This is a genomic window from Streptococcus wuxiensis, from assembly GCF_040888245.1.
GTDB classification, from domain to species: Bacteria; Bacillota; Bacilli; order Lactobacillales; family Streptococcaceae; genus Streptococcus; species Streptococcus wuxiensis.
Genome location: NZ_JBFNFE010000005.1, coordinates 25,144 through 49,475 on the forward strand (window position 1 = coordinate 25,144; position 24,332 = coordinate 49,475).

The 24,332-nt window shown below is 37.9% G+C and carries 24 protein-coding genes and 1 pseudogene; 21 read left to right on the plus strand and 4 right to left on the minus strand.

Annotation, left to right across the window (positions count from 1 at the left end; translation table 11 throughout):
* Positions 1–89 precede the first annotated feature (89 nt).
* Both trpS and guaB read left to right on the plus strand, forming a co-directional pair.
* Positions 90–1,115 (plus strand): tryptophan--tRNA ligase, encoded by a 1,026-nt coding sequence (trpS, locus tag AB2B47_RS06530; protein ID WP_006149093.1) that lies wholly within the window; start codon positions 90–92, stop codon positions 1,113–1,115.
* A 162-nt stretch (positions 1,116–1,277) separates the two neighbouring features.
* Positions 1,278–2,756, plus strand: a complete 1,479-nt coding sequence (guaB, locus tag AB2B47_RS06535) for an IMP dehydrogenase (protein ID WP_320693904.1) — start codon at positions 1,278–1,280, stop codon at positions 2,754–2,756.
* 50 nt (positions 2,757–2,806) lie between these two features.
* Here the strand turns inward: guaB and recF are convergent, their stop codons facing one another.
* Both recF and yaaA read right to left on the minus strand, forming a co-directional pair.
* Positions 2,807–3,898, minus strand: coding sequence for a DNA replication/repair protein RecF (recF, locus tag AB2B47_RS06540; RefSeq protein WP_006153325.1), 1,092 nt, complete (start codon positions 3,896–3,898; stop codon positions 2,807–2,809).
* A 2-nt stretch (positions 3,899–3,900) separates the two neighbouring features.
* Positions 3,901–4,269, minus strand: a complete 369-nt coding sequence (yaaA, locus tag AB2B47_RS06545) for a S4 domain-containing protein YaaA (RefSeq protein WP_006153329.1) — start codon at positions 4,267–4,269, stop codon at positions 3,901–3,903.
* A gap of 159 nt (positions 4,270–4,428) precedes the next feature.
* Between yaaA and yfmF the strand changes: the two genes are divergently transcribed.
* From yfmF to tsf, 12 genes are all read left to right on the plus strand, one after another.
* Complete coding sequence (gene yfmF, locus AB2B47_RS06550) at positions 4,429–5,679, plus strand: EF-P 5-aminopentanol modification-associated protein YfmF (RefSeq protein WP_320693905.1); 1,251 nt, start codon at positions 4,429–4,431, stop codon at positions 5,677–5,679.
* Positions 5,676–6,956 carry an EF-P 5-aminopentanol modification-associated protein YfmH gene (yfmH, locus tag AB2B47_RS06555; protein WP_320693906.1) on the plus strand — a complete coding sequence of 427 codons (1,281 nt, stop codon included), beginning with the start codon at positions 5,676–5,678 and terminating at the stop codon, positions 6,954–6,956. Before yfmF ends, yfmH begins: the two co-directional genes overlap by 4 nt.
* A gap of 42 nt (positions 6,957–6,998) precedes the next feature.
* On the plus strand, positions 6,999–7,826 hold the full coding sequence (rodZ, locus tag AB2B47_RS06560) for a cytoskeleton protein RodZ (protein ID WP_320693907.1): 828 nt from the start codon (positions 6,999–7,001) through the stop codon (positions 7,824–7,826).
* Between the two features lie 11 nt (positions 7,827–7,837).
* Positions 7,838–8,377 (plus strand): CDP-diacylglycerol--glycerol-3-phosphate 3-phosphatidyltransferase, encoded by a 540-nt coding sequence (gene pgsA / locus AB2B47_RS06565; RefSeq protein WP_320693908.1) that lies wholly within the window; start codon positions 7,838–7,840, stop codon positions 8,375–8,377.
* Positions 8,378–8,379: 2 nt separating this feature from the next.
* Positions 8,380–9,207, plus strand: coding sequence for an energy-coupling factor ABC transporter ATP-binding protein (locus AB2B47_RS06570; RefSeq protein ID WP_320693909.1), 828 nt, complete (start codon positions 8,380–8,382; stop codon positions 9,205–9,207).
* Positions 9,192–10,031, plus strand: coding sequence for an energy-coupling factor transporter ATPase (locus AB2B47_RS06575; protein WP_006153365.1), 840 nt, complete (start codon positions 9,192–9,194; stop codon positions 10,029–10,031). Before AB2B47_RS06570 ends, AB2B47_RS06575 begins: the two co-directional genes overlap by 16 nt.
* Positions 10,024–10,818 carry an energy-coupling factor transporter transmembrane component T family protein gene (locus AB2B47_RS06580; protein ID WP_320693910.1) on the plus strand — a complete coding sequence of 265 codons (795 nt, stop codon included), beginning with the start codon at positions 10,024–10,026 and terminating at the stop codon, positions 10,816–10,818. Before AB2B47_RS06575 ends, AB2B47_RS06580 begins: the two co-directional genes overlap by 8 nt.
* A 31-nt stretch (positions 10,819–10,849) precedes the next feature.
* Positions 10,850–11,671, plus strand: a complete 822-nt coding sequence (gene mreC, locus AB2B47_RS06585; RefSeq protein ID WP_006153401.1) for a rod shape-determining protein MreC — start codon at positions 10,850–10,852, stop codon at positions 11,669–11,671.
* Complete coding sequence (mreD, locus tag AB2B47_RS06590) at positions 11,668–12,162, plus strand: rod shape-determining protein MreD (RefSeq protein ID WP_320693911.1); 495 nt, start codon at positions 11,668–11,670, stop codon at positions 12,160–12,162. Before mreC ends, mreD begins: the two co-directional genes overlap by 4 nt.
* Positions 12,163–12,255: 93 nt before the next feature.
* On the plus strand, positions 12,256–13,464 hold the full coding sequence (pcsB, locus tag AB2B47_RS06595) for a peptidoglycan hydrolase PcsB (protein WP_320693912.1): 1,209 nt from the start codon (positions 12,256–12,258) through the stop codon (positions 13,462–13,464).
* A gap of 223 nt (positions 13,465–13,687) precedes the next feature.
* On the plus strand, positions 13,688–14,470 hold the full coding sequence (gene rpsB / locus AB2B47_RS06600; RefSeq protein ID WP_004250981.1) for a 30S ribosomal protein S2: 783 nt from the start codon (positions 13,688–13,690) through the stop codon (positions 14,468–14,470).
* Between the two features lie 78 nt (positions 14,471–14,548).
* Positions 14,549–15,589: a translation elongation factor Ts gene (tsf, locus tag AB2B47_RS06605; RefSeq protein ID WP_006149074.1), complete on the plus strand. Its 1,041-nt coding sequence runs from the start codon at positions 14,549–14,551 to the stop codon at positions 15,587–15,589.
* An 87-nt stretch (positions 15,590–15,676) separates the two neighbouring features.
* Here the strand turns inward: tsf and cysK are convergent, their stop codons facing one another.
* Both cysK and AB2B47_RS06615 read right to left on the minus strand, forming a co-directional pair.
* Positions 15,677–16,603 carry a cysteine synthase A gene (gene cysK, locus AB2B47_RS06610; RefSeq protein WP_006149073.1) on the minus strand — a complete coding sequence of 309 codons (927 nt, stop codon included), beginning with the start codon at positions 16,601–16,603 and terminating at the stop codon, positions 15,677–15,679.
* Between the two features lie 155 nt (positions 16,604–16,758).
* On the minus strand, positions 16,759–17,394 hold the full coding sequence (locus tag AB2B47_RS06615) for a YigZ family protein (RefSeq protein WP_006153416.1): 636 nt from the start codon (positions 17,392–17,394) through the stop codon (positions 16,759–16,761).
* A gap of 55 nt (positions 17,395–17,449) precedes the next feature.
* On the opposite strand from AB2B47_RS06615, the gene AB2B47_RS06620 reads away from it, so the two are divergent.
* The 7 genes and pseudogenes from AB2B47_RS06620 to AB2B47_RS06650 all read left to right on the plus strand — a co-directional run bounded on the left by AB2B47_RS06620 (position 17,450) and on the right by AB2B47_RS06650 (position 24,274).
* A complete protein-coding gene (locus AB2B47_RS06620; protein ID WP_006153344.1) occupies positions 17,450–18,748 on the plus strand; it encodes an ATP-dependent helicase ComFA in 1,299 nt (432 codons plus the stop codon).
* A complete protein-coding gene (locus AB2B47_RS06625; protein WP_006153403.1) occupies positions 18,745–19,407 on the plus strand; it encodes a ComF family protein in 663 nt (220 codons plus the stop codon). The genes AB2B47_RS06620 and AB2B47_RS06625 overlap by 4 nt, the downstream gene beginning before the upstream one ends.
* A 79-nt stretch (positions 19,408–19,486) precedes the next feature.
* Positions 19,487–20,035 carry a ribosome hibernation-promoting factor, HPF/YfiA family gene (gene hpf / locus AB2B47_RS06630; RefSeq protein ID WP_006153348.1) on the plus strand — a complete coding sequence of 183 codons (549 nt, stop codon included), beginning with the start codon at positions 19,487–19,489 and terminating at the stop codon, positions 20,033–20,035.
* Between the two features lie 166 nt (positions 20,036–20,201).
* Positions 20,202–22,161 (plus strand): annotated as a pseudogene (locus tag AB2B47_RS06635) (GGDEF domain-containing protein).
* The gene (gene rplI, locus AB2B47_RS06640) at positions 22,158–22,610 is read left to right on the plus strand and encodes a 50S ribosomal protein L9 (protein ID WP_004250991.1); all 453 of its coding nucleotides are present in this window, start codon (positions 22,158–22,160) and stop codon (positions 22,608–22,610) included. Before AB2B47_RS06635 ends, rplI begins: the two are co-directional and overlap by 4 nt.
* 42 nt (positions 22,611–22,652) lie before the next feature.
* On the plus strand, positions 22,653–24,011 hold the full coding sequence (dnaB, locus tag AB2B47_RS06645; RefSeq protein WP_320693913.1) for a replicative DNA helicase: 1,359 nt from the start codon (positions 22,653–22,655) through the stop codon (positions 24,009–24,011).
* Complete coding sequence (locus AB2B47_RS06650; protein WP_004250994.1) at positions 24,008–24,274, plus strand: Veg family protein; 267 nt, start codon at positions 24,008–24,010, stop codon at positions 24,272–24,274. The genes dnaB and AB2B47_RS06650 overlap by 4 nt, the downstream gene beginning before the upstream one ends.
* The last annotated feature ends 58 nt before the right edge of the window (positions 24,275–24,332 follow it).

The window sequence follows — 24,332 nt, forward strand, 5'->3', positions numbered from 1 at the left end:
GTAATATCTCTATTGTTTCGATAAAAAATTATCTGTCTTTTTATTAAAAAAATGCTATAATTGAAAGGACCATATCAAAGGAGAATAAGATGAGTAAACCCATTATTTTAACAGGAGATCGTCCAACGGGGAAATTACACATTGGGCACTACGTTGGTAGTTTGAAAAATCGTGTCTTACTACAAGAAGAAAATAAATATGACATGTTTGTTTTTTTAGCTGACCAGCAAGCACTAACAGACCATGCAAAAGATCCACAAACTATTGTAGAGTCTATTGGGAATGTTGCTTTGGACTATCTTGCAGTGGGATTAGATCCTAATAAAGCAACGATTTTCATTCAAAGCCAGATTCCAGAATTGGCAGAGCTCTCTATGTATTATATGAACCTAGTTTCATTAGCTCGCTTGGAACGAAATCCAACCGTAAAGACTGAAATTGCTCAAAAAGGCTTTGGTGAAAGTATTCCAACTGGATTTTTAGTTTATCCTGTTGCGCAAGCAGCAGATATTACAGCATTTAAGGCTAACTTGGTTCCAGTAGGGAATGATCAAAAGCCGATGATTGAACAAACACGTGAAATTGTGCGTTCTTTCAACCATACCTATAACTGTGATGTTTTAGTAGAACCAGAAGGAATTTACCCTGAGCACGAAGGTGCGGGACGTTTACCAGGTCTTGATGGTAATGCCAAAATGTCGAAATCACTTAATAATGGAATTTACTTAGCTGATGATGCAGATACTTTGCGTAAAAAAGTAATGAGTATGTATACAGATCCAGACCATATTCGTGTTGAGGATCCAGGTAAGATTGAAGGAAATATGGTTTTCCATTACTTGGACGTATTCGGTCGACCTGAGGATGCTCAAGAAATTGCTGAAATGAAGGAACATTATCAACGTGGAGGCCTTGGTGATGTTAAGACCAAACGTTACCTACTTGAAATCCTAGAACGTGAACTTGGTCCAATCCGTGAACGCCGCCTAGAATATGCTAAAGATATGGGTGAGGTTTATAATATGCTCCAAAAAGGTAGTGAAAAAGCTCGAGAAGTTGCTGGGCAAACACTATCAGAAGTAAAAGCTGCAATGGGTCTAAATTACTTTCACTAATGGATAAAATATGAACTATAAAACTATTTCTGCTTTAAAATAAGAGGGATAGTTTTTTATTTATTCTCTTATAAATTTAATTGACAAATTTTCATAGAATGGTATGATAGATACAATACAAAAAGCGTTTAGCTCAATAAAGAAAGAAAAGAGGAAACTTCAATGTCTAATTGGGACACTAAATTTTTGAAAAAAGGTTTTACCTTTGATGATGTATTGCTAATTCCAGCAGAGAGTCATGTGTTGCCTAATGATGCGGATTTAACAACAAAATTAGCAGATAATTTGACTTTAAATATCCCAATTATTACAGCTGCAATGGACACTGTAACAGAAAGCCAAATGGCCATTGCAATCGCGCGTGCAGGTGGACTTGGAGTTATCCATAAAAACATGTCTATTGAGCAACAAGCTGACGAAGTTCGTAAGGTAAAACGTTCTGAAAATGGTGTTATCATTGATCCATTCTTCTTGACCCCTGAACATACAATCGCTGAAGCAGATGAACTCATGGGCCGTTACCGTATCAGTGGTATCCCAGTGGTTGAAACTCTAGAAAACCGTAAGTTAGTTGGTATTTTGACCAATCGAGATTTGCGTTTCATTTCTGACTACAACCAACCAATTTCAAAACACATGACTAGTGAAAACCTAGTTACTGCTCCGGTTGGTACAGATTTAAAAACTGCTGAGAGTATTCTTCAAGAACACCGTATTGAAAAACTACCTCTAGTTAACGAAGAGGGTCGTCTTTCTGGTTTAATCACCATTAAAGATATTGAAAAAGTGATTGAGTTCCCAAATGCGGCAAAAGATGAATTCGGTCGTCTTCTAGTTGCTGGTGCGGTAGGTGTTACTTCTGACACATTTGAACGTGCAGAAGCCCTCTTTGAAGCAGGAGCTGATGCTATTGTTATCGATACTGCCCATGGTCACTCAGCGGGTGTACTTCGTAAAATCGCTGAAATTCGTGCTCATTTCCCGGACCGTACACTGATTGCTGGGAACATCGCTACTGCTGAAGGTGCGCGTGCTCTTTATGATGCAGGTGTTGACGTTGTTAAAGTCGGTATTGGCCCAGGTTCAATCTGTACAACTCGTGTTATTGCTGGTGTAGGAGTTCCCCAGGTAACAGCAATTTACGATGCAGCAGCAGTTGCTCGTGAATATGGCAAAACAATTATTGCTGATGGTGGAATCAAATATTCTGGAGATATTGTAAAAGCTCTTGCTGCTGGAGGAAACGCAGTGATGCTCGGATCAATGTTTGCAGGAACAGATGAAGCTCCAGGTGAAACTGAAATCTTCCAAGGGCGGAAGTTCAAGACATACCGCGGTATGGGTTCAATCGCTGCTATGAAGAAGGGTTCAAGCGACCGTTACTTCCAAGGTTCTGTCAATGAAGCAAACAAACTGGTTCCAGAAGGAATCGAAGGTCGTGTTGCTTATAAAGGTGCAGCAGCTGATATTGTTTTCCAAATGATTGGTGGTATTCGTTCTGGTATGGGTTACTGTGGTGCTGCTAACTTAAAAGAATTACATGACAATGCTCAGTTTATCGAAATGTCAGGTGCTGGTCTAAAAGAAAGCCATCCACACGATGTGCAAATCACTAATGAAGCACCAAACTATTCAATGTAATAAAAAAATCTCCTGTTAAACGGGAGATTTTTTTTACATAGATGTAAAGTTTAATTTACAGTCAATTGACCATTATCTACTGTAAAGACGCTCAAGTTATCAGGCAAGTTTTGAAGATGGTCTAAACTAGTAGTTGTAATAAAAGTTTGAATGTTATGAGAAATAGTTTCTAATAATTTAAGTTGACGAGTATTGTCAAGTTCACTCATGACATCGTCAAGCAAAAGAATGGGAGATTCTTTGGTAATGCTCTCCATCAATTCGATTTCAGCAAGTTTTATAGAAAGCACCAAGCTACGATGTTGCCCTTGACTTCCGAAACTTGCTTCCATTCCATTAATCATGAAAATCATATCATCCCGATGAGGACCAACTCCAGTATTCTTCTTAAATAAATCTCTGGATCTACTTTTTTGAAGTGCTATATGGAAAGATTCAGCCAAATGTTTCTTGTCAACAAAGTTTACAGAAGGGTGATAATAGATTGACAGTTCTTCCAACTGATCTGAGATGTCAAAATGTTTTTTCTTGCCAAAGAGTTCCATTTTCTGGATAAAGTCAGCTCGATGATTCATTACACGACAGCCATACTCTACCAGTTGGTCATCAAGAACAGATAGGAAAGTCTCATCTATGTTTTGTGTAGATTTGAGATAGGTATTTCTCTGTTTAAGGACGTGGTTATAACTTGACAGGTCTGACAAGTAAATCGGTTTGATTTGCCCTAATTCTATGTCAATGAATTTACGACGAATGGCCGGAGCGCCTTTGACAAGTTGTAAATCTTCTGGAGCGAATAAGACAACATTCATATGACCAATATAGTCTGATAGGCGAGCTTGTTTTAAGTAATTCACTTTAGTAATTCGCCCTTTTTGTGTGAGGTCGATTTCAAGTGGAATGGTTGCTGTTTTCTTTTGTAAGATTCCAGAAACTTGCAGTTGTTCTTCTTCAAATTGAATTAAATTTTTATCAGTCTTAGTTCGATGACTTCTCGTTAAGGCTAAAAAGTAAATACTTTCAAGAAGATTGGTTTTTCCTTGAGCGTTTCGGCCAACAAATACATTTAATTTTGGATTAAAATTAACTTCGACATCTCGATAGTTACGAAATTGTTTAATGGATAGATTTTTCAGCCACATATTTATCTACCTGGGAAACGTGGTGTAGGTTTTGTTTTTGTTGCTTGAGCTTTTTTTGTTGGCTTTTTTTGAACTTTTTTATTCATTTCCTTGACAAGCTTAGCTACACGTTCTTTCTCAAGTTTTTCTAGACGAAACTCCTCTAGTTCTTCTGATGTTGGTTTAACTAGAATAATTTGAGTTTTTAAATCAGGAATTTCAATAGAATCCCCGATTCTAATTTTCTTGCCTCGACGATTCTCTAATTCTCCATTAAAATATACAAGATGGTCCGCTAAAAAAGATTTAATAGCACCGCCACTTTGGATGATTCCAAGATCTTTCAAAAGAGCTTGGAGAGTAATAAATTCTTCAAATAATTTGTATTCCATAGTTCACCTCAATCTTTGGTATTATACCATATTTTGCACAAAATAGTTGAGAAGAAACAACTGATATGAAAACGATTTTAATTTCAAAAGAGTCAAAGAGAACGGGAAAAATTTTCGTTTTCATGGTATAATAGAACTCTATGTAAAAGGAGGTAAAATATGGAGTTATTCCCTGGAATTGCAGTGCATTTTATCCAATCTAAAAAGTTTAAGACAAATAAAATAACCATGCGTTTCACAGCTCCATTATCTCTGGATTTAATTTCTGGTCGCATGCTAAGTGCCAGTATGCTTGAAACTGCTAATAAAGGCTATCCAACTGCTCAGGTTCTTAGAAAACATCTGGCAGCATTGTATGGAGCAGATTTGTCAACTCATGCGTATAGAAGGGGGCAAAGTCACTTAGTAGACGTGAGTTTGACTTATGTTCGAGATGAATTTTTAAGTAAGAAGAACGTATTAACTGCTCAGATTTTAGAATTATTGTATCAAGTCATATTTAATCCATTGTCAAATGAAGATGAATTTGACGACAATGCCTTTGAAATTGAAAAAAAACAATTGTTGGCGAGATTAGAATCAGAATTAGAGGATCCTTTCTTCTTTGCCCATAAAGAATTGGATCAGTTGTTTTTCCAAGAGGAATCAATGCAGTTAGTTCCTAGAGATTTAATTGCCAGAATTTCCGAAGAGACTTCTAAATCTTGCTATTCAAGTTTTCAAAAAATGCTGAAGGAAGATAGAATTGATTTATTCTTTTTAGGTGATTTTAATGAAATTGAAGTCTTAGAAAACTTGAAGAAATTTAACTTGACAGGTCGTAAAGAAACTGTAAACATTCAATATCAGCAAGGTTATTCAAATGTTCTTAGAGAAGGAATTGCTAGAAAAAACCTAGGTCAGTCTATTCTAGAAATGGGTTATCATAGCACAATTGGTTATGGAGATGATCAAAAGATGGCCTTGCTTCTTGTGAATGGTTTGCTTGGAGCTTTCCCGCACTCTATATTGTTTACTCAAGTTAGGGAAAAGGAAGGTTTGGCCTACACTGTTTCTAGTCACTTAGATCTCTTTAGTGGATTTTTAAGATTGTTTGCTGGGATAAATCGTCAAAACCGAAACAAGGTAAGAAAATTGATGAATGATCAGTTGTTAGCTATCAAAAATGGTAGATTTACAGATGCTGAAGTTAATCAAACTAAGGAAATGATTCGTAGGACGATGTTGTTGAGTCAGGATAATCAAGATTCGATTATAGATAGAGAACACTTAAGCCTCTTTTTTGGTAAATCGGTTTTAGACCTGGATACTTTGATAGAGAGCCTAGAGCAAGTTGACAAGGATGAAATCTGTAGGGCGGCATCTAGTTTGAAATTGCAGGCTATCTATTTTATGGAAGGAGCAGAATGACTAGAGTTACTTTTCAAGAGAAATATTATCCTGCTGTAAAGGAAACTCTTTATCAAGCAAAATTAGAAAATGGATTGACAGTTTCTTTACTTCCTAAAAATGATTTTAACGAAGTTTATGGTGTAGTAACTGTCTATGTTGGTTCAGTTGACACTGAGTTTACAGCTAGAGATAGTAAAAAGAAAACATATCCTAAGGGAATCGCTCATTTTTTAGAACATAAACTTTTTGAAAGAGAAAATTCTGAAGATATCATGGCTGCATTTACCAAATTAGGTGCAGATAGTAACGCCTTTACAAGCTTTACAAATACAAGTTATCTTTTTTCAACCTCTGACAATGTCGCTGAGTGTTTGGACTTGCTTGACGAGCTTGTTACTAGCTTTAACATTACTGAAGAATCTGTTGAACGAGAAAAGGATATTATTCAACAAGAACGCGAAATGTATCAGGATGATCCTGATTCTTGCTTGTTCTTTAAAACACTTGCAAATCTATATCCGGCAACTCCACTAGCTTCAGATATTGTTGGGACTGAAGATTCGATAGAAGATATTAGTTTAGAGGATCTACGGGACAATTTTGATGAATTTTACACTCCTGTCAATAGCCAAATTTTCCTCGTTGGAAATTTTGATTTAGAGTTGATACAGAATTATTTCTCGCAAAAGGATGTTGGAGGTAGTATAGTTCAAAATCCAAAAGAACCAATCGCTTTACACCCTGTAAAGAAGGTTGAGAGCATTCGTATGGATGTTGCATCACCTAAATTAGCAATAGGAGTTCGAACGAATTCTGATATGGGTCATCAGGACTGCTATCGATACAGCGTTCTATTAAGAGCGTTATTTACGATGATGTTTGGTTGGACCTCTAAAAGATTTCAGAGTATGTATGAAACAGGAAAATTAGATTCTTCATTATCTTTAGAAGTTGAAATCAATCGACGTTTTAACTTTTTGATGCTGACAATGGACACGAAGGAGCCTGTGTCTATTTCGCATCAATTCCGAAAGGCAATTCAGAATTTTGCTACAGATTCGGATGTATCAGAGGAACATCTTGATTTAATCAAAAGTGAAATTTATGGAGAATTTATCCATAGTATGAACTCTTTAGAATTTATTGCGACCCAATATCAGTCACATTCTGATGAAACAACCCTGTTTGATTTACCAAAGATTATACAGGAAATGACCTTGGATGATGTTCTTGAGGTAGGACATCATTTTATCGATAATAGTGAAATTGTTGAATTTACGATTTTTCCACTATAGCCATCGAAATATAAAATAAACTAGAAAGAAGGCATGGTAAGTATGAGAAAAAAAACAATTGGTGAAGTGTTACGTTTAGCAAGAATCAATCAAGGTTTGAGTTTAGAGGAATTGCAGCGCAAAACAGACATTCAACTGAATCTGCTTGAGGCTTTAGAATCAGATGATTTCGACCAATTGCCAAGCCCTTTTTATACACGTTCTTTTTTGAGGAAGTATGCTTGGGCAGTTGAGTTGGATGAAAACCTTGTTTTAGACGCATATGATTCAGGGAGTATGATTACCTATGAGGAAGTTGATGTTGATGAGATAGAACTATCAGGTCGTAGACGTTCTAATCGCAAGAAACGTTCCTTGCTCCCTCTGTTTTACTTTATTCTCTTCTCCTTATCTATTATAATTTTTGTTTCTTATTATGTTTGGAATTACATTCAAACACAACCGACAGCAACAACTTTAGCCAACTATAATGTTGTGTCTACAACTACAAGTGCTACAAGTAGTGAAACAACAACTAGCAATCAAACCACTAGCCCGTCAAGTTCGAGCGACGCATCAACTGTGACGGTTTCTGGTCAGGGAGATGTTATATCGGTAGAATATAAAACTGCTAAAGATACTGCCGAACTTCAACTATCTGTGACGGATGCAACAAGCTGGATTAGTGTTTCAGATACTGAATTGGCTGGAGGAACTACTCTTGAGCCTAATAATAAGATGGCCAAAACAACAGTTTCTAAAGGCTCTCCAGTAACTATCACATTAGGTGTTGTCAAAGGCGTGAAAATCAAGATCGATAATCAGGAAATCGATACTTCAAAATTAACTGGTCAAACTGGCTGGATTACATTGAAATTAAGTTCAAATTAAGGAAGGATAACATGAAAAAAGAGAATATTCCTAACATACTTACGCTTGGTAGAATTTTATTTATTCCAGTTTTTGTTCTCCTTCTATCATTTGGACAGTCTCCTGTGTTACATATAATAGCAGCAATTATTTTTGCCATTGCCAGTATCACTGACTATCTAGATGGCTATTTAGCTAGAAAATGGCAAGTAGTTAGCAATTTTGGGAAATTCGCAGATCCAATGGCAGATAAGTTGTTAGTTATGTCGGCCTTTATCATGCTAGTAGGTCTAAATATGGCTCCTGCTTGGGTAGTTGCTATTATCATTTGCCGAGAACTTGCAGTTACTGGGTTGCGCCTACTCTTAGTTGAAACTGGTGGAACTGTTTTAGCTGCAGCAATGCCAGGAAAAATAAAAACATTTAGCCAGATGTTTGCGATTATCTTCTTGTTATTTCATTGGAATTTACTTGGTCAGATAACTCTTTATATCGCTTTGTTCTTTACAGTTTATTCTGGTTATGATTACTTCAAGGGAAGCGCGTATTTGTTTAAAGGAACTTTTCGCTAGATATGGAATCGATTATTGAAATTAAGAATCTGTCATTTCGATACCAGGCAGATCAAGAACACTATGATGTTCATAACATTTCGTTTCACGTGCAACGTGGAGAATGGTTGTCTATCGTTGGTCATAATGGTAGTGGAAAATCAACAACTGTTCGCTTGATTGACGGTTTGCTAGAAGCGGAATCTGGAGAAATTTGGATAGACGGTGATTGCCTAACTCCGGAAAACGTCTGGGAAAAAAGACGTAAGATTGGTATGGTATTTCAAAATCCTGATAACCAATTCGTGGGGGCAACCGTAGAAGATGACGTTGCTTTTGGGCTTGAAAATCAAGGGATTCCACTTGAAGAGATGAAGAAGCGAGTTTCTGAAGCTCTGTCATTAGTTGGGATGGCTGAATTTTCTAAAAAGGAACCAGCTCGCTTGTCAGGTGGCCAAAAACAGAGAGTGGCTATCGCAGGCGTTGTCGCCTTGCGACCAGATATTTTAATTTTGGATGAAGCTACAAGCATGTTGGATCCAGAGGGGCGTCTAGAGTTGATTAAGATCGTCCAAAAGATTCGCCAAGATCACCAAATGACAGTAATCTCCATTACGCATGACCTAGATGAGGTGGCCATGAGTGACCGTATTTTGGTGATGAAAAAAGGAGAAATCGAATCAACTAGTACTCCTAGAGAATTATTCTCTAGGTCAGATTTAGATCAAATTGGTTTAGATCAACCCTTTGTCAACCAATTAAAAGAATCGCTACGTACTAGTGGCTTGAAATTACCAGAGCACTACCTAACCGAAGAGGAGCTCGAGGAGGCTTTATGGGAATTATTCTAGACAATGTGAGTTATACGTATCAGGAAGGAACCCCCTTTGCCTCAGCTGCCTTGTCCGATGTTAATTTGTCAATAGAGGATGGATCTTATACAGCAATTATTGGGCATACAGGAAGCGGGAAATCTACAATTCTTCAACTTTTGAATGGTTTGTTGGTTCCCACAAAGGGAAGTGTTCGTGTCTTTGATACACTAATTACATCAACATCCGTCAATAAGCAAATTCGTCAAATTCGCAAACAAGTGGGCTTAGTCTTTCAGTTTGCAGAAAATCAAATCTTTGAGGAGACTGTCTTAAAAGATGTGGCTTTTGGACCTCAAAATTTTGGAGTTTCTGTAGAAGAGGCAGAAGCTATTGCGCGTGAAAAACTAGCTTTAGTAGGAATTGATGAGTCACTCTTTGGACGTAGTCCCTTTGAGCTTTCAGGCGGACAAATGAGAAGGGTTGCGATTGCTGGTATTTTGGCGATGGAGCCTAGCATTTTGGTCTTAGATGAGCCAACAGCTGGTTTGGATCCAATTGGTCGAAAAGAGTTAATGGCCTTGTTTAAAAAACTTCATCAGGATGGTATCACGATTGTTTTAGTGACCCATCTGATGGATGACGTGGCCGAATTTGCTGACCAAGTTTATGTGATGGAAAAAGGAAAGTTGGTCAAGAGTGGGAAGCCAAGTCTTGTTTTTCAAAATGTCGAATTCATGGAGAAAATCCAATTAGGTGTTCCAAAAATCACAAGATTTGCTCAAAGGCTAGCTGAACGAGGGGTTTCTTTTAAACAATTGCCGATAACGATAGAGGAGTTTAAGGAGTTCATCAATGGATAATATGATTTTAGGTCGTTACATACCAGGAAATTCGATTGTTCATCGTTTGGATCCTCGTAGTAAGTTAGTGGCAATGATTTTATTGATTATGATCGTTTTTTGGGCCAATAATCCAATAACTAATCTGATCCTTTTCGTTGTAACAGGTATATTTGTAGCCTTATCTGAGGTTCCCTTATCCTTTTTCATAAAAGGTTTGCGGTCCATGTTTTTTCTGATTGCTTTTACAACCCTTTTTCAACTTTTCTTTATCTCTGGTGGAGATGTCTTGTTCGAGATGGGGTTTATTAAAATCACGAGTCATGGCATTGAGCAGGCGGGAATCATTTTTTGCCGCTTTGTGTTGATTATCTTTTTCTCAACTTTGCTTACCTTGACAACCATGCCATTAAGCTTGGCTACAGCAGTTGAATCCTTGCTTGGACCCTTGAAAAGATTTAAGGTTCCTGTTCATGAAATCGGACTCATGTTGTCTATGAGTTTACGTTTTGTACCAACCTTAATGGATGATACGATTCGAATTATGAACGCTCAAAAGGCGCGTGGTGTTGATTTTGGAGAAGGGAATATAATCCAAAAAGTTAAGGCTATGATTCCTATTTTGATTCCTTTATTCGCTACGAGTTTGAAACGAGCGGATTCTCTTGCTACAGCTATGGAGGCTAGAGGGTATCAAGGTGGTAACGGACGCAGTCAGTACCGGCAGTTGATTTGGATGAATAAAGATAGTGTGGCCTTACTCCTGGTATGTGTGTTGGGTTTGATTCTATTTTTGTTGAAATCCTAAAGTGAAGTATAGAATGAGATAGGGTAGAGGTATGAACCGTTTTAAAAAATCAAAATATATCATTGTTCTATTTGTCGTTGTGTTAGTAGTTTCTGTTCTTTTAGTAATGACGAAATCAAGTACAGTTGTGACAAAAGCTGGAGATGGCATTTCTCTGATAGATAGAATTGTGCAAAAACCATTTCAATGGTTAGAATCTACAAAGTCAGATTTAGGAAATTTGACGAGAGCTTATAATGAGAATGAAACTCTCAAAAAAGAATTCTATCAAATGGAAAAGGAAAAGAATGAAGCAGATCGCTTAAAAGAAGAAAATGAACAACTGCGTCAATTACTAGATATGAAGTCAAAATTGAATGCGACTAAGCTAATTGCTGCGGATGTTATCATGAGAACTCCGGCGACTTGGAAACAAGAATTAACAGTTAATGTTGGTTCGCAACAAGGTGTAACAACTAGTATGCTTGTTGTTTCTGGTGGAGGATTGGTTGGAAGCGTTGAAAACGTAGAAGACAACTCAACTGTGGTCAATTTATTAACAAATGCTGAAAATACAGAGAAAATTTCTGTTAAAATTCAGCATGGATCTAGTAGTATTTATGGTATTATCGTTGGCTATGACAAGGAAAAAGAACTACTGAAAATTAGTCAGCTAAATAATAGTGGAGATATTAGTCAAGGTGATAAAGTGGTAACTGGAGGTTTGGGGAACTTCAATGTCACAGACATTCCTGTAGGAGAAGTTGTATCTGTGACCCCTACCAATGATTATCTGACAAGAGAAGTTATGGTCAAAATGCATGCTGATCCAATGAATCTTAAAGTCGTAGAGTTAGTGGGGAATCCATCATGAGACTTTTTAAGCAAATAGGGATGTTTTTGCTCTTGCCCGTAATCATTTTAATAGATAGCCACTTAGGACAATTTGTAAATAGCTTTTTTCCACATCTTCAAATTGTAAGCCACTTTATCTTCATCTTCTTATTATTCGAGACAATAGAAGTATCAGAATATTTGTTTTTGGCCTACTGCTTGGTTCTAGGACTTATATACGATATCTATTTCTTCCATCTGATAGGGATAGCCAGTCTTCTTTTTGTGATTATTGGAGCAATCGTATATAAAAGCAACTCTGTTATTTTGTTAAATAGATGGACAAGATTATTAGCTATTTTAATGATGACTTTTACATTTGAATTTGGTAGCTTTATCCTAGCACACGTGGTAGGATTGACTGCAGAAAATCTACCTGTTTTTATAGTTTATAGTCTGGGTCCTACTATGATATTGAATTTTATATGGATGATAGTTTTCCAATATATTTTTGAAAAAATATATATATAAGAAAGAAACAAAACTGTAATAAAGGCGTAATATTTATTAGGCCTTTTTTTGATATACTAGTATTGTCTTTTTTAAGAAGGAGTATTTACACATATGAAGAAAAAAATTCTAGCATCACTTTTGTTAAGTACAGTATTGGTTTCGCAAGGAGCTGTTCTTTCAAGTGTTAAAGCTAACACAACAGATGAAAAAATTGCAGCTCAAGATAGCAAAATTAGTGAGTTGACAACGCAACAAAAGGAAGCTCAAAAACAAGTTGATGAGATTCAAACTCAAGTTACAGCTATTCAAACAGAACAAGAAAAGTTGCAAACTGAGAATGAAACTCTTCAAGAAGAATCTAAAAAACTTGAAGGTGAAATCACAGAGCTTTCAAAAAATATCGTAGCTCGTAATGAATCGCTTGAAAACCAAGCTCGTAGTGCACAAACTAACGGAACTGCTACAAGCTACATTAATACAATTATTAACTCTAACTCAATCACAGAAGCTATTTCTCGTGTAGCAGCTATGAGTGAAATTGTATCAGCTAACAACAAAATGTTGCAACAACAAAAAGAAGATAAAAAAGCTATTGCTGAGAAACAAGTTGCTAACAATGATGCAATCAACACAGTTATTGCCAACCAACAAACACTTGCAGATGATGCCCAAGCTTTGACAACAAAACAAGCTGAATTGAAAGTGGCTGAGTTGAATCTTGCAGCAGAAAAAGCTACTGCAGAAAGTGAAAAAGCTACCTTGCTAGAGAAAAAGGCGGCAGCTGAGGCAGAAGCGAAAGCAGCAGCAGAAGCAGAAGCAGCTTACAAAGCTCAACAAACAAGTCAACAACAAACAGTTGCAGCTTCAGCAAACACTACATTTGCAGCACAAGTACAAGCAACTTCAAGTTCTTCATCTTCATCAGATGATGACTCAAGTTACACACCTGCACCAACTCCTGTAAGCCAACGTCCTACATATAGTACAAACGCTTCAAGTTATCCAACAGGTGAATGTACATGGGGAGCTAAAACATTGGCACCTTGGGCTGGAGATTACTGGGGTAACGGAGCGCAGTGGGCAACAAGCGCAGCTGCAGCAGGTTTCCGTACTGGTTCTCAACCACAAGTTGGTGCGATTGCATGTTGGAATGATGGTGGCTATGGACACGTAGCGGTTGTTACAGCTGTTTCATCTACAACAAGTATCCAAGTATCAGAATCTAACTACGGTGGAGATCGTACAATCGGTAACAAACGTGGATGGTTCAACCCAACTACAACTTCTGAAGGTTATGTTACTTACATCTATCCAAACTAATGAAAAAATTGAGACTCTTTCCGAGTCTCTTTTCTTATCTTTAAATTGAGAAGTTCTGCTAAAAAACTATCAAAATAGCTTGATAATATTGAGAAATTGTGGTAAAATGAAACTTGTCGTGTGAACGATAATACTCATTCTTGATGAATTGTGAAACTGTTGCCTTTGGGTTGTTTTGCAAGCTGAAATCGAGAAGAGGAAAAAACAAAAAGGAGAAATACTCATGGCAGTAATTTCAATGAAACAACTTCTTGAGGCTGGTGTACACTTTGGTCACCAAACTCGTCGCTGGAACCCTAAGATGGCTAAGTACATCTTCACTGAGCGTAACGGAATCCACGTTATCGACTTGCAACAAACTGTAAAATACGCTGACCAAGCATACGACTTTATGCGTGATGCAGCAGCTAACGATGCAGTTGTATTGTTTGTTGGTACTAAGAAACAAGCTGCTGACGCTGTTAAAGAAGAAGCAGAACGTTCAGGTCAATACTACATCAACCACCGTTGGTTGGGTGGTACCCTTACTAACTGGGGAACAATCCAAAAACGTATCGCTCGTTTGAAAGAAATCAAACGCATGGAAGAAGAAGGAATCTTCGACGTTCTTCCTAAGAAAGAAGTTGCACTTCTTAACAAACAACGCGCTCGTCTTGAAAAATTCTTGGGTGGTATCGAAGACATGCCTCGCATCCCTGATGTAATGTACGTAGTTGACCCGCATAAAGAGCAAATCGCTGTTAAAGAAGCTAAAAAATTGGGTATCCCAGTTGTAGCGATGGTTGACACAAACACTGATCCAGATGATATCGATGTAATCATCCCAGCTAACGATGACGCTATCCGCGCAGTTAAGTTGATTACAGCTAAATTGGCAGACGCTATCATCGAAGGTCGCCAAGGTGAAGATGCTGTAGCAGCAGTTGAAGCAGAATTTGCAGCTTCAGAAGCTCAAGCAGACTCAATCGAAGAAATCGTTGAAGTTGTTGAAGGCGACAACGCTTAATTCGTATAAATAGTAATTACCTAGGAGGGCGGGGCTTAGCCCGGCTCTCTTATTTTTAAAAAATATAGGAGAATCAAAATGGCAGAAATTACAGCTAAACTTGTTAAAGAGTTGCGTGAAAAATCTGGTGCTGGTGTCATGGACGCTAAAAAGGCACTTGTAGAAACTGACGGTGATATCGAAAAAGCAATCGAATTGCTTCGCGAAAAAGGTATGGCTAAGGCAGCTAAGAAAGCTGACCGTGTTGCTGCTGAAGGTTTGACTGGTGTTTATGTTAACGGTAACGTTGCAGCAGTAGTTGAAGTAAATGCTGAAACTGACTTCGTTGCGAAAAACGCTCAATTCGTTGAATTGGTAAATGCAACTGCAAAAGTAATCGCTGAAGGAAAACCAGCTAACAACGAAGAAGCTCTTGCTTTGACAATGCCTTCAGGTGAAACTCTTGAAGCAGCTTATGTGTCTGCAACAGCGACTATCGGAGAAAAAATCTCATTCCGTCGCTTTGCTTTGATTGAAAAAACAGATGCACAACACTTCGGTGCTTACCAACACAACGGTGGACGTATCGGTGTTATCTCTGTAATCGAAGGTGGAGACGAAGCACTTGCTAAACAAATCTCAATGCATATTGCTGCAATGAAACCAACAGTTCTTTCATACAAAGAATTGGATGAGCAATTTGTTAAAGATGAGTTGGCTCAATTGAACCACGTAATCGACCAAGATAACGAAAGCCGTGCAATGGTTAACAAACCAGCTCTTCCACACTTGAAGTATGGATCAAAAGCACAATTGACTGATGAAGTTATCGCTCAAGCTGAAGCTGACATTAAAGCAGAATTGGCTGCAGAAGGTAAACCAGAAAAAATCTGGGATAAGATCATCCCAGGTAAGATGGATCGCTTCATGCTTGACAACACTAAAGTTGACCAAGCATACACACTTCTTGCACAAGTCTACATCATGGATGACAGCAAGACAGTTGAAGCATACCTTGAATCAGTTAACGCTTCAGTAGTTGAGTTCGCTCGCTTTGAAGTTGGTGAAGGTATCGAAAAAGCTGCAAATGACTTTGAAGCTGAAGTTGCAGCTACAATGGCAGCAGCTTTGAATAACTAATAATAAAAAGAGGAAGCAGATTTGCTTCCTCTTTCTTATAGAAAAAATTACAAAGCCCTTGTTAAAGGGCTTTGTGTATTTAGGAGACTAGACTTCGAACTCATAGAGCGCTGTAGATAGGTAACGTTCTCCATTATCTGGTGCAAGCGCAAGGACTTTTTTACCTGCCCCAAGTTTTTTAGCAACTTCGATTGCTGCATAGATAGCTGCGGCAGAAGAAATACCTACCAAGAAGCCTTCTTTTCCACCAATTTCGCGACCAAGTGCAAGAGCATTGTCTGATGTCACGCGAACGATACCATCATAAGCTTCTGTATCAAGTGTTTCTGGGATGAATCCTGCAGAGATACCTTGAATTTTGTGAGGTCCTGGTTTTTCACCTGACAAGATTGCTGACTCGTCTGCCTCAACTGCAAAAACTTGAATGTTTGAGTTAGCAGTTTTAAGAGCATGAGAAACACCTGAAATAGTTCCTCCAGTACCTACACCAGCAACAAAGGCATCTAAACCATCAGCTCCGAAATCAGCTAGAATTTCAGCTCCTGTTGTTCTTTCATGAACTTCTGGGTTAGCTTGGTTATTAAACTGTAATGGTAGGAAACCATCGCGTTCAGCAGCAATTTCTTGCGCTTTTGCAATCGCACCTTTCATCCCTTCACTACCGGGAGTGAGGACTAGTTCAGCACCATAAGCTTGGATAATCTTACGGCGTTCAACACTCATTGTTTCAGGCATAACGATGACAACTTTATAACCTTTAGCAGCGCCAACCCATGAAAGACCGATACCAGTGTTCCCGCTTGTTGCTTCTACAATAGTAGAGCCTGGTTTCAGTTTACCCTCTTGTTCTGCTTTTTCAATCATACTAAGAGCGATGCGGTCTTTAACGGATGAACCTGGGTTAAAAGCTTCTAGTTTTACGTAAACGTCTGCTGCACCTTCTGGTACAATGTTATTCAATTTAACAATCGGTGTTTTTCCGATAAGTTCTGTGATATTGTTATAAATAGCCATGTTAGCACCTCTTTATATAAGATGCTTCTAGTATAACGCTAACTTTGACTTTTGTAAAATATAGAAATCCTATCGAAGCGATAGGATTTTTTTATAACAATCAGAAAAATAGTTAGTGTAAATATAAAAATTGAGGGAAGATATTTAAAAGTACTTTACACCAGGTTTACAGGGACTTCAACTTCTCGTAAGCCTTGATCTGTTAGAATAACTTTCCCATTAAAAAATTCTATGAGGGCAGCTTTGGTATCCTCTTTAACTTCTTTATCGACAAAGATAATTGTGTCAACTTGATCTGTAAAGTTGGTTTCGAGTTCCACAAGATTATGTTCTTTAAGAAAATTCCCATACTCTTGATATTGAGCATAGCTCATTTGAATTTGAACCCCTGCTTGTTCTTTAATTTCAACAATTCCAATTTCTTTGACAGCTAAGGCAACACTACCTGCATAAGCGCGAATAAGACCTCCTGCTCCCAGTTTGATACCACCAAAATATCTGGTAACAACTACACAAACATTGGTCAAATTGTGATTTTCTAGAACTCCTAGCATAGGTACACCAGCAGTTCCACTTGGCTCCCCATCATCACTGGTTCGCTTGATTTCACTGCGCTCACCGATAATAAAAGCAGAGCAGTTGTGCGTAGCCTTATAGTGTTCTTTTTTGATAGCAGTGATAAAGGCACGAGCTTCTTCTTCACTATAGACACGTTTTGCATGACAAATAAATCGTGATTTTTTGATTTCTTCTTGGATTTGTCCGTCCTCTTTTATCGTTCTAAATTCCATATTTTTATTGTACTAAAAAATAGTCTAAAGTTCTAGATTTTACGAATAAAGAAGTATGAAAATAAATCCAAATTATCTTGGTCGACTTTTTACAGAACAAGAATTAAGCCCTGAAGAACGACAACTGGCGGAGAAGCTGCCAAGCATGAGAAAAGAGAAGGGGAAACTCTTCTGCCAACGATGTGATAGTATGATTCAAGATGAATGGTCTCTACCTATTAATGCTCATTACTGCCGAGAATGTTTGTTGATGAAGCGAGTTAGGAGTGATCAGGCCTTATATTATTTCCCTCAAGAAGATTTTCCTAAACAAGATGTTCTTAAATGGAAGGGACAATTGACTCCATTTCAAGAGAAAGTATCAGAAGGCTTACTTCAAGCAGTAGAGAACCAGCAACCGACTTTAGTTCATGCAGTGACTGGCGCTGGGAAGACAGAAATGATTTATAAAGTTGTTGCGAAAGTTATTAATGATGGTGGTGCAGTTTGTCTAGCAAGTCCACGGATAGATGTTTGTTTGGAATTGTATAAGCGATTGCAGAATGACTTTGCTTGCGAAATAGCTTTACTGCATGGTGAGTCTGAACCATACTTTCGGACACCACTAGTTGTTGCAACAACTCATCAATTATTAAAGTTTTATCACGCTTTTGATTTACTAATAGTAGATGAAGTAGATGCTTTTCCCTATGTTGACAACAAGATGCTTTACAAAGCTGTAAAGAATTGTGTAAAGGAAAATGGACTCAGAATTTTTCTCACTGCAACTTCTACAGATGAGTTGGATAAGAAGGTTCGCTTAGGGGAGCTAAAACGACTAAGCCTGCCAAGGCGGTTCCATGGAAATCCTTTAATTATTCCAAAACCCGTTTGGCTATCTGATCTGGATAAATGTTTGGATAAGTTTCGCCTACCACCAAAGCTAAAAAGATATGTTGAAAACCAGAGAAGAACTGGCTACCCCTTACTAATATTTGCATCAGAAATTACAAAGGGAGAGAAGTTGAAGGAAATCTTACAAGAGAAATTTCCAAATGAGAAAATTGGTTTCGTATCCTCAGTTACTGAAGATAGATTAGAGCAAGTTCAAGCTTTTAGGGATAGGGAATTGACCATATTGATAAGCACAACAATATTGGAGCGCGGAGTTACCTTCCCTTGTGTTGATGTCTGTGTCGTAGAAGCAAACCATCGTCTTTTTACAAAATCAAGCCTCATTCAAATTGGAGGACGTGTCGGTCGTAGCATGGATAGACCTACGGGAGATCTAATTTTCTTTCATAATGGATTAAATTGTTCGATTAAGAATGCTATAAAGGAAATTAAACTGATGAACAAGGAGGCAGGCCTATGATTTGTTTACTATGTGCTCAACATTTGAAGAAAAATCTAACCTTTGGAGAACTTCTTTTTTTGAAAAAGGAGGAGGGCTCACTTTGTTTAGCTTGTTACTCAAGTTTTGAAATGATTGGGGAAGAACATTGCCCAAATTGTCATAAAAAAGGAGTGTCAAGTTCGTGTCAAGATTGTCAACTTTGGTGTAAAGAAGGGATTGAAGTAAGCCATGAAGCGATTTTTAGTTATAATCAAGCCATGAAAGACTTCTTTAATCGTTATAAATTTGATGGTGATTATATGCTCCGAAAAGTTTTCGCAACGATTTTAAGTGAGAATTTAAAAAAGTACAAGGGCTACGATTTTGTTTTAATACCGTTAAGTCCTGAGAGATACGCAAAAAGAGGTTTTAATCAGGTTGCAGGCCTAATAGAGGCTGCAGGACTTTCCCATCTGGATGTATTAGGGAAAAGAGAAGAGAAAGCCAGTTCTTCTAAAAATCGTTCGGAGCGTTTGGCCACGGAACTTCCGTTTTTTATTAAAGAAGACAGTAGGATTCCAAAGAAGATTCTATTGATTGATGATATTTATACGACAGGAGCGACTGTTAACCGTGTCAAGAGTATGCTAGAGAATGCAGGAGCAGAAGAGGTTAGAACATTTTCCCTCGTAAGATGAGGAAAAAGATTGCAAAAAGATAATGAAAGCGTTATAATAAATGTAGAAAAACAAATATGTTTAGAAAGAAGGTACTTATATGATTAAATATAGTATCCGTGGTGAAAACCTAGAAGTAACTGAAGCAATTCGTGATTATGTAGTTTCTAAACTCGAAAAGATCGAAAAATACTTCCAAGCAGATCAAGAACTAGATGCACGTGTAAATTTGAAAGTGTATCGTGAAAAGACTGCTAAGGTAGAAGTAACAATTCCGCTTGGGTCTATAACTCTTCGTGCAGAAGACGTTTCTCAAGATATGTATGGATCTATTGATTTGGTGACAGATAAGATTGAACGTCAAATCCGTAAAAATAAAACTAAAATTGAACGTAAGAACAGAAATAAAGTTTCTACTAGCCAACTATTTACAGATGCCTTGGTAGAAGAGACAGATGCTGCTCAACCTAAAGTTGTTCGTTCAAAACAAATTGATTTAAAACCAATGGACCTTGAAGAAGCACTTCTTCAGATGGACTTATTGGGCCATGATTTCTTCATTTATATCGATGTTGAAGATGAAACAACAAATGTCATTTATCGACGCGAAGATGGAGATATTGGTCTTCTTGAAGTGAAAGAATCATAATACTTAATATGCTTAGATTAAAAAGGTGGTTTACACTAGTGTAAACTACCTTTTGTGTTCATGAATACTACATTTGAGCACAAGTGCTATTCCTTCTTTAAAGGTCGCTTTTTCAGTGCAAATATGGTATAATATTGCGCAAGAGGTTTGTAATGAAAAAAATGAAATGAATCCCTTTTTTATATACTTATTTGTTGGGATTGCTTTTATAATCATGACTGTATTGGTTATTTTTCTTCAAAATAACCTAGTCACAATAGCATGCTTATTTTTCTTGATGGTGGCATTTCTTTTGCTATTTTATTTTCAGAAGAAATCTTATCAAAAAACAGAAATTGAACAAATTCAGTACGTAAACCATCAGGCGGAAGATAGTTTAAGTTCACTCTTAGAACAGATGCCGGTTGGAGTTGTCAAACTAAACATGGAAAGTAGTGAGATTGAGTGGTTCAATCCCTACGCAGAGTTAATGCTGACAACGGAAGATGGAGAAATTGATCTTCCTCAAGTTCAAGAAATTATAAAAACATCCATATCTTCTCCTGGAATTTATGCAAATGTGGGAGAAAAACGTTATGCTGTACATCTAGATAGAAATTCTGGTGTACTCTACTTTTTTGACGTTTCTGGAGAGTACGAAGCCACAGTAGAATTGGTTACAAGTCGCCCTGTTATTGGTATTATTTCGGTAGATAATTATGATGATTTAGAGGACGAAACATCTGAATCTGACATCAGTCATATTAATAGTTTTGTCGCAAATTTTGTATCAGAATTTACTGGAAAATATCAGATGTTTTCTCGTAGAGTGACCATGGATCGTTTTTACTTATTTACCGACTATACGGTATTAGAGCAATTGATGCAGGATAAATTTTCTGTAATTGATACCTTCCGTGAAGAAGCTAAGCAGAGAGATTTAGCCTTAACCATGAGTATGGGCTTGTCATACGGTGATGGCGATCATGAGGGTATTGGTAAAGTTGCTTTATCAAATCTCAACCTTGCAGAAGTTCGAGGTGGAGACCAGGTCGTTGTAAAAGAAAATGATGAGACGAAAAATCCAATTTATTTTGGTGGTGGCTCTGCAGCTTCTATTAAGCGAACAAGAACACGTACAAGAGCAATGATGACGGCAATCTCTGAAAAGTTGAGAAGTGTTGACCATGTTTTCGTAGTTGGTCATAAAAACTTAGACATGGATGCTTTAGGCTCTGCTGTTGGTATGCAATTGTTCTCGAGTAACGTCTTGGATGAAAGTTATGTGGTCTATGATGCAGAACAAATGTCTCCGGACATTCATCGTGCCATTCAATTCTTAGAGAATGAGGGAGTAACAAAACTCATCCCTCTAACTCAAGCTATGGGAATGGTCACTAATCGTTCCTTGCTAGTGATGGTCGACCATTCTAAGACAGCTTTAACCTTGTCAAAAGAGTTTTATGATTTATTCACACAAACCATCATTATTGACCACCATAGACGAGATCAGGATTTCCCGGAAAATGCTGTTATCACCTATATCGAGAGTGGAGCAAGTAGCGCGAGCGAGCTTGTAACAGAGTTAATTCAATTCCAAAACTCTAAGAAAGCACGCTTAAGTCGTATCCAAGCCAGTGTTCTTATGGGCGGTATGATGCTGGATACTAAGAATTTCACCTCTCGTGTAACTAGCCGAACCTTTGACGTGGCAAGTTATCTAAGAACACGTGGTAGTGATAGTATTGTAATTCAAGAACTTGCGGCGACTGACTTTGAAGAGTATCGATTGGTTAATGAGCTAATCTTGCAAGGACAGGTCGTACAACCTTCTATTCTTGTGGCTCAGGCCAAGGATGGTAAGGAGTATGATATTGTAGTGATTAGTAAAGCAGCTGATACTATGTTAGCTATGTCAGGTATTGAAGCTAGTTTTGTCATTGCTAAAAACAACCAAGGGGATATTTCCATTTCTGCACGAAGTCGAAGTAAGATCAATGTGCAACGGATTATGGAAGAGTTGGGAGGTGGAGGTCACTTCAACCTGGCAAGCTGCCCGACTGACAGATATGACCCTGCAAGAAGCAGGTGATAAACTAAAAACCGTTATTTCTAATGAAATTAGAGAAAAGGAGACAGAAGAATGAAAGTAATCTTTTTAGCAGATGTAAAAGGCAAAGGAAAAAAAGGCGAAATCAAGGAAGTGCCAACAGGTTATGCGCAAAACTTTTTGATTAAGAAAAACCTTGCTAAAGAAGCGACTTCTCAAGCAATTGGTGAGTTGCGCGGGAAGCAAAAATCTGAAGAAAAAGCACATGCTCAACTTCTTGCAGAAGCACAAGAAATTAAGGCGAAACTTGAAGCAGAAGAAACAATTGTTGAGTTTGTTGAAAAAGTTGGTCCAGATGGAAGAACTTTTGGTTCAATTACTAGCAAGAAAATTGCGGAAGAGCTCCAAAAACAATTTGGAATTAAAATTGATAAACGTCATATTCAAGTTCAATCTCCAATTCGAGCAGTTGGCTTGATTGATGTTCCAGTAAAAATTTATCAGGATGTAACTAGCGTCATCAATCTTCGTGTAAAAGAAGGATAAGCTAGATTTGAGTAATGATTTTGTAAAAGGAAGGAAAGTCTGATGGCAGAAGTAGAGGAACTACGAGTTCAGCCCCAGGATATTTTGGCAGAACAATCTGTATTGGGAGCTATATTTATCGATGAGAGTAAACTCGTATTTGTTCGAGAATATATTGACTCTCGAGACTTCTTTAAGTATGCTCACCGTTTGATTTTTCAGGCCATGGTTGATTTGTCGGATCGAGGCGAAGCCATTGATGCAACGACTGTTCGTACGATATTAGATGATCAAGGTGATTTACAAAATATTGGTGGCTTGTCCTACCTTGTTGAGATTATCAACTCTGTACCAACCTCTGCAAATGCTGAATACTATGCAAAAATTGTAGCAGAGAAAGCCACGCTTCGTCGTTTGATTGCGAAGTTGACAGAGTCTGTAAATCAAGCTTACGAAGCCTCTAGTCCAGCAGATGAAATCATTGCGCGAGCAGAAAAAGGTTTGATCGATGTCAGTGAGAATGCAAATCGTAGTGGTTTTAGAAATATTCGAGACATCCTAAATCTTAACTTTGGAAATTTAGAAGCTCGTTCACAACAAACTTCTGATATTACAGGGATTGCAACTGGTTATCAGGACCTGGATCATATGACAACTGGTTTGCACGAGGAGGAGTTAATCATTCTTGCTGCTCGTCCTGCGGTTGGTAAGACTGCTTTTGCCTTGAATATTGCTCAAAATATCGGAACCAAGCTAGACAAGACCGTTGCAATTTTCTCACTTGAGATGGGTGCTGAGAGTCTGGTCGATCGTATGTTGGCTGCCGAAGGACTAGTGGAGTCTCACTCTATCCGTACAGGGCAATTGACTGAGGAAGAGTGGCGCAAATATACGATTGCTCAAGGTAATCTTGCAAAAGCAAGTATTTATATCGATGATACACCAGGGATTCGAATCACAGAGATTCGTTCACGCGCCAGAAAATTGTCTCAGGAAACAGGCAATCTTGGATTGATTTTGATTGACTACCTGCAGTTAATCACAGGGACTGGTCGTGAGAACCGTCAGCAAGAGGTATCAGAGATTTCACGTCAGTTGAAAATTCTGGCCAAGGAATTGAAGGTTCCCGTTATCGCGCTAAGTCAGTTGTCGCGTAGTGTTGAACAACGTCAAGATAAAAGACCGGTATTATCAGATATTCGTGAGTCTGGATCTATCGAGCAGGATGCGGATATCGTAGCCTTTCTCTATCGTGATGACTATTATGAGCGTGGTGGCGAAGAAGAGGAAGGTCTTCCTAATAACAAAGTAGAAGTTATTATCGAGAAAAACCGTAGCGGTGCACGTGGAACGGTAGAATTGATTTTCCAAAAAGAGTATAACAAGTTTTCAAGTATTTCGAAGAGAGAGGAACAAAGATGACAGATGCATTTACAGATGTAGCCAAGATGAAAAAAATCAAAGAAGAAATCAAGGCGCATGAAGGACAAGTCGTGGAAATGACCTTGGAAAATGGTCGTAAACGCCAAAAGAATCGCTTAGGAAGACTTATTGAAGTCTATCCATCACTCTTTATCGTTGAATTTGGGGATGTTGAAGGGGACAAACAGGCCAACGTCTACGTTGAATCCTTCACGTATTCTGATATTTTAACGGAAAAGAATTTGATTCACTATTTGGATTAAGGTTGAAAGTGGGAGTTTTCTCACTTTTTTATTTTTCTTTCGAATGATATAAATGAGG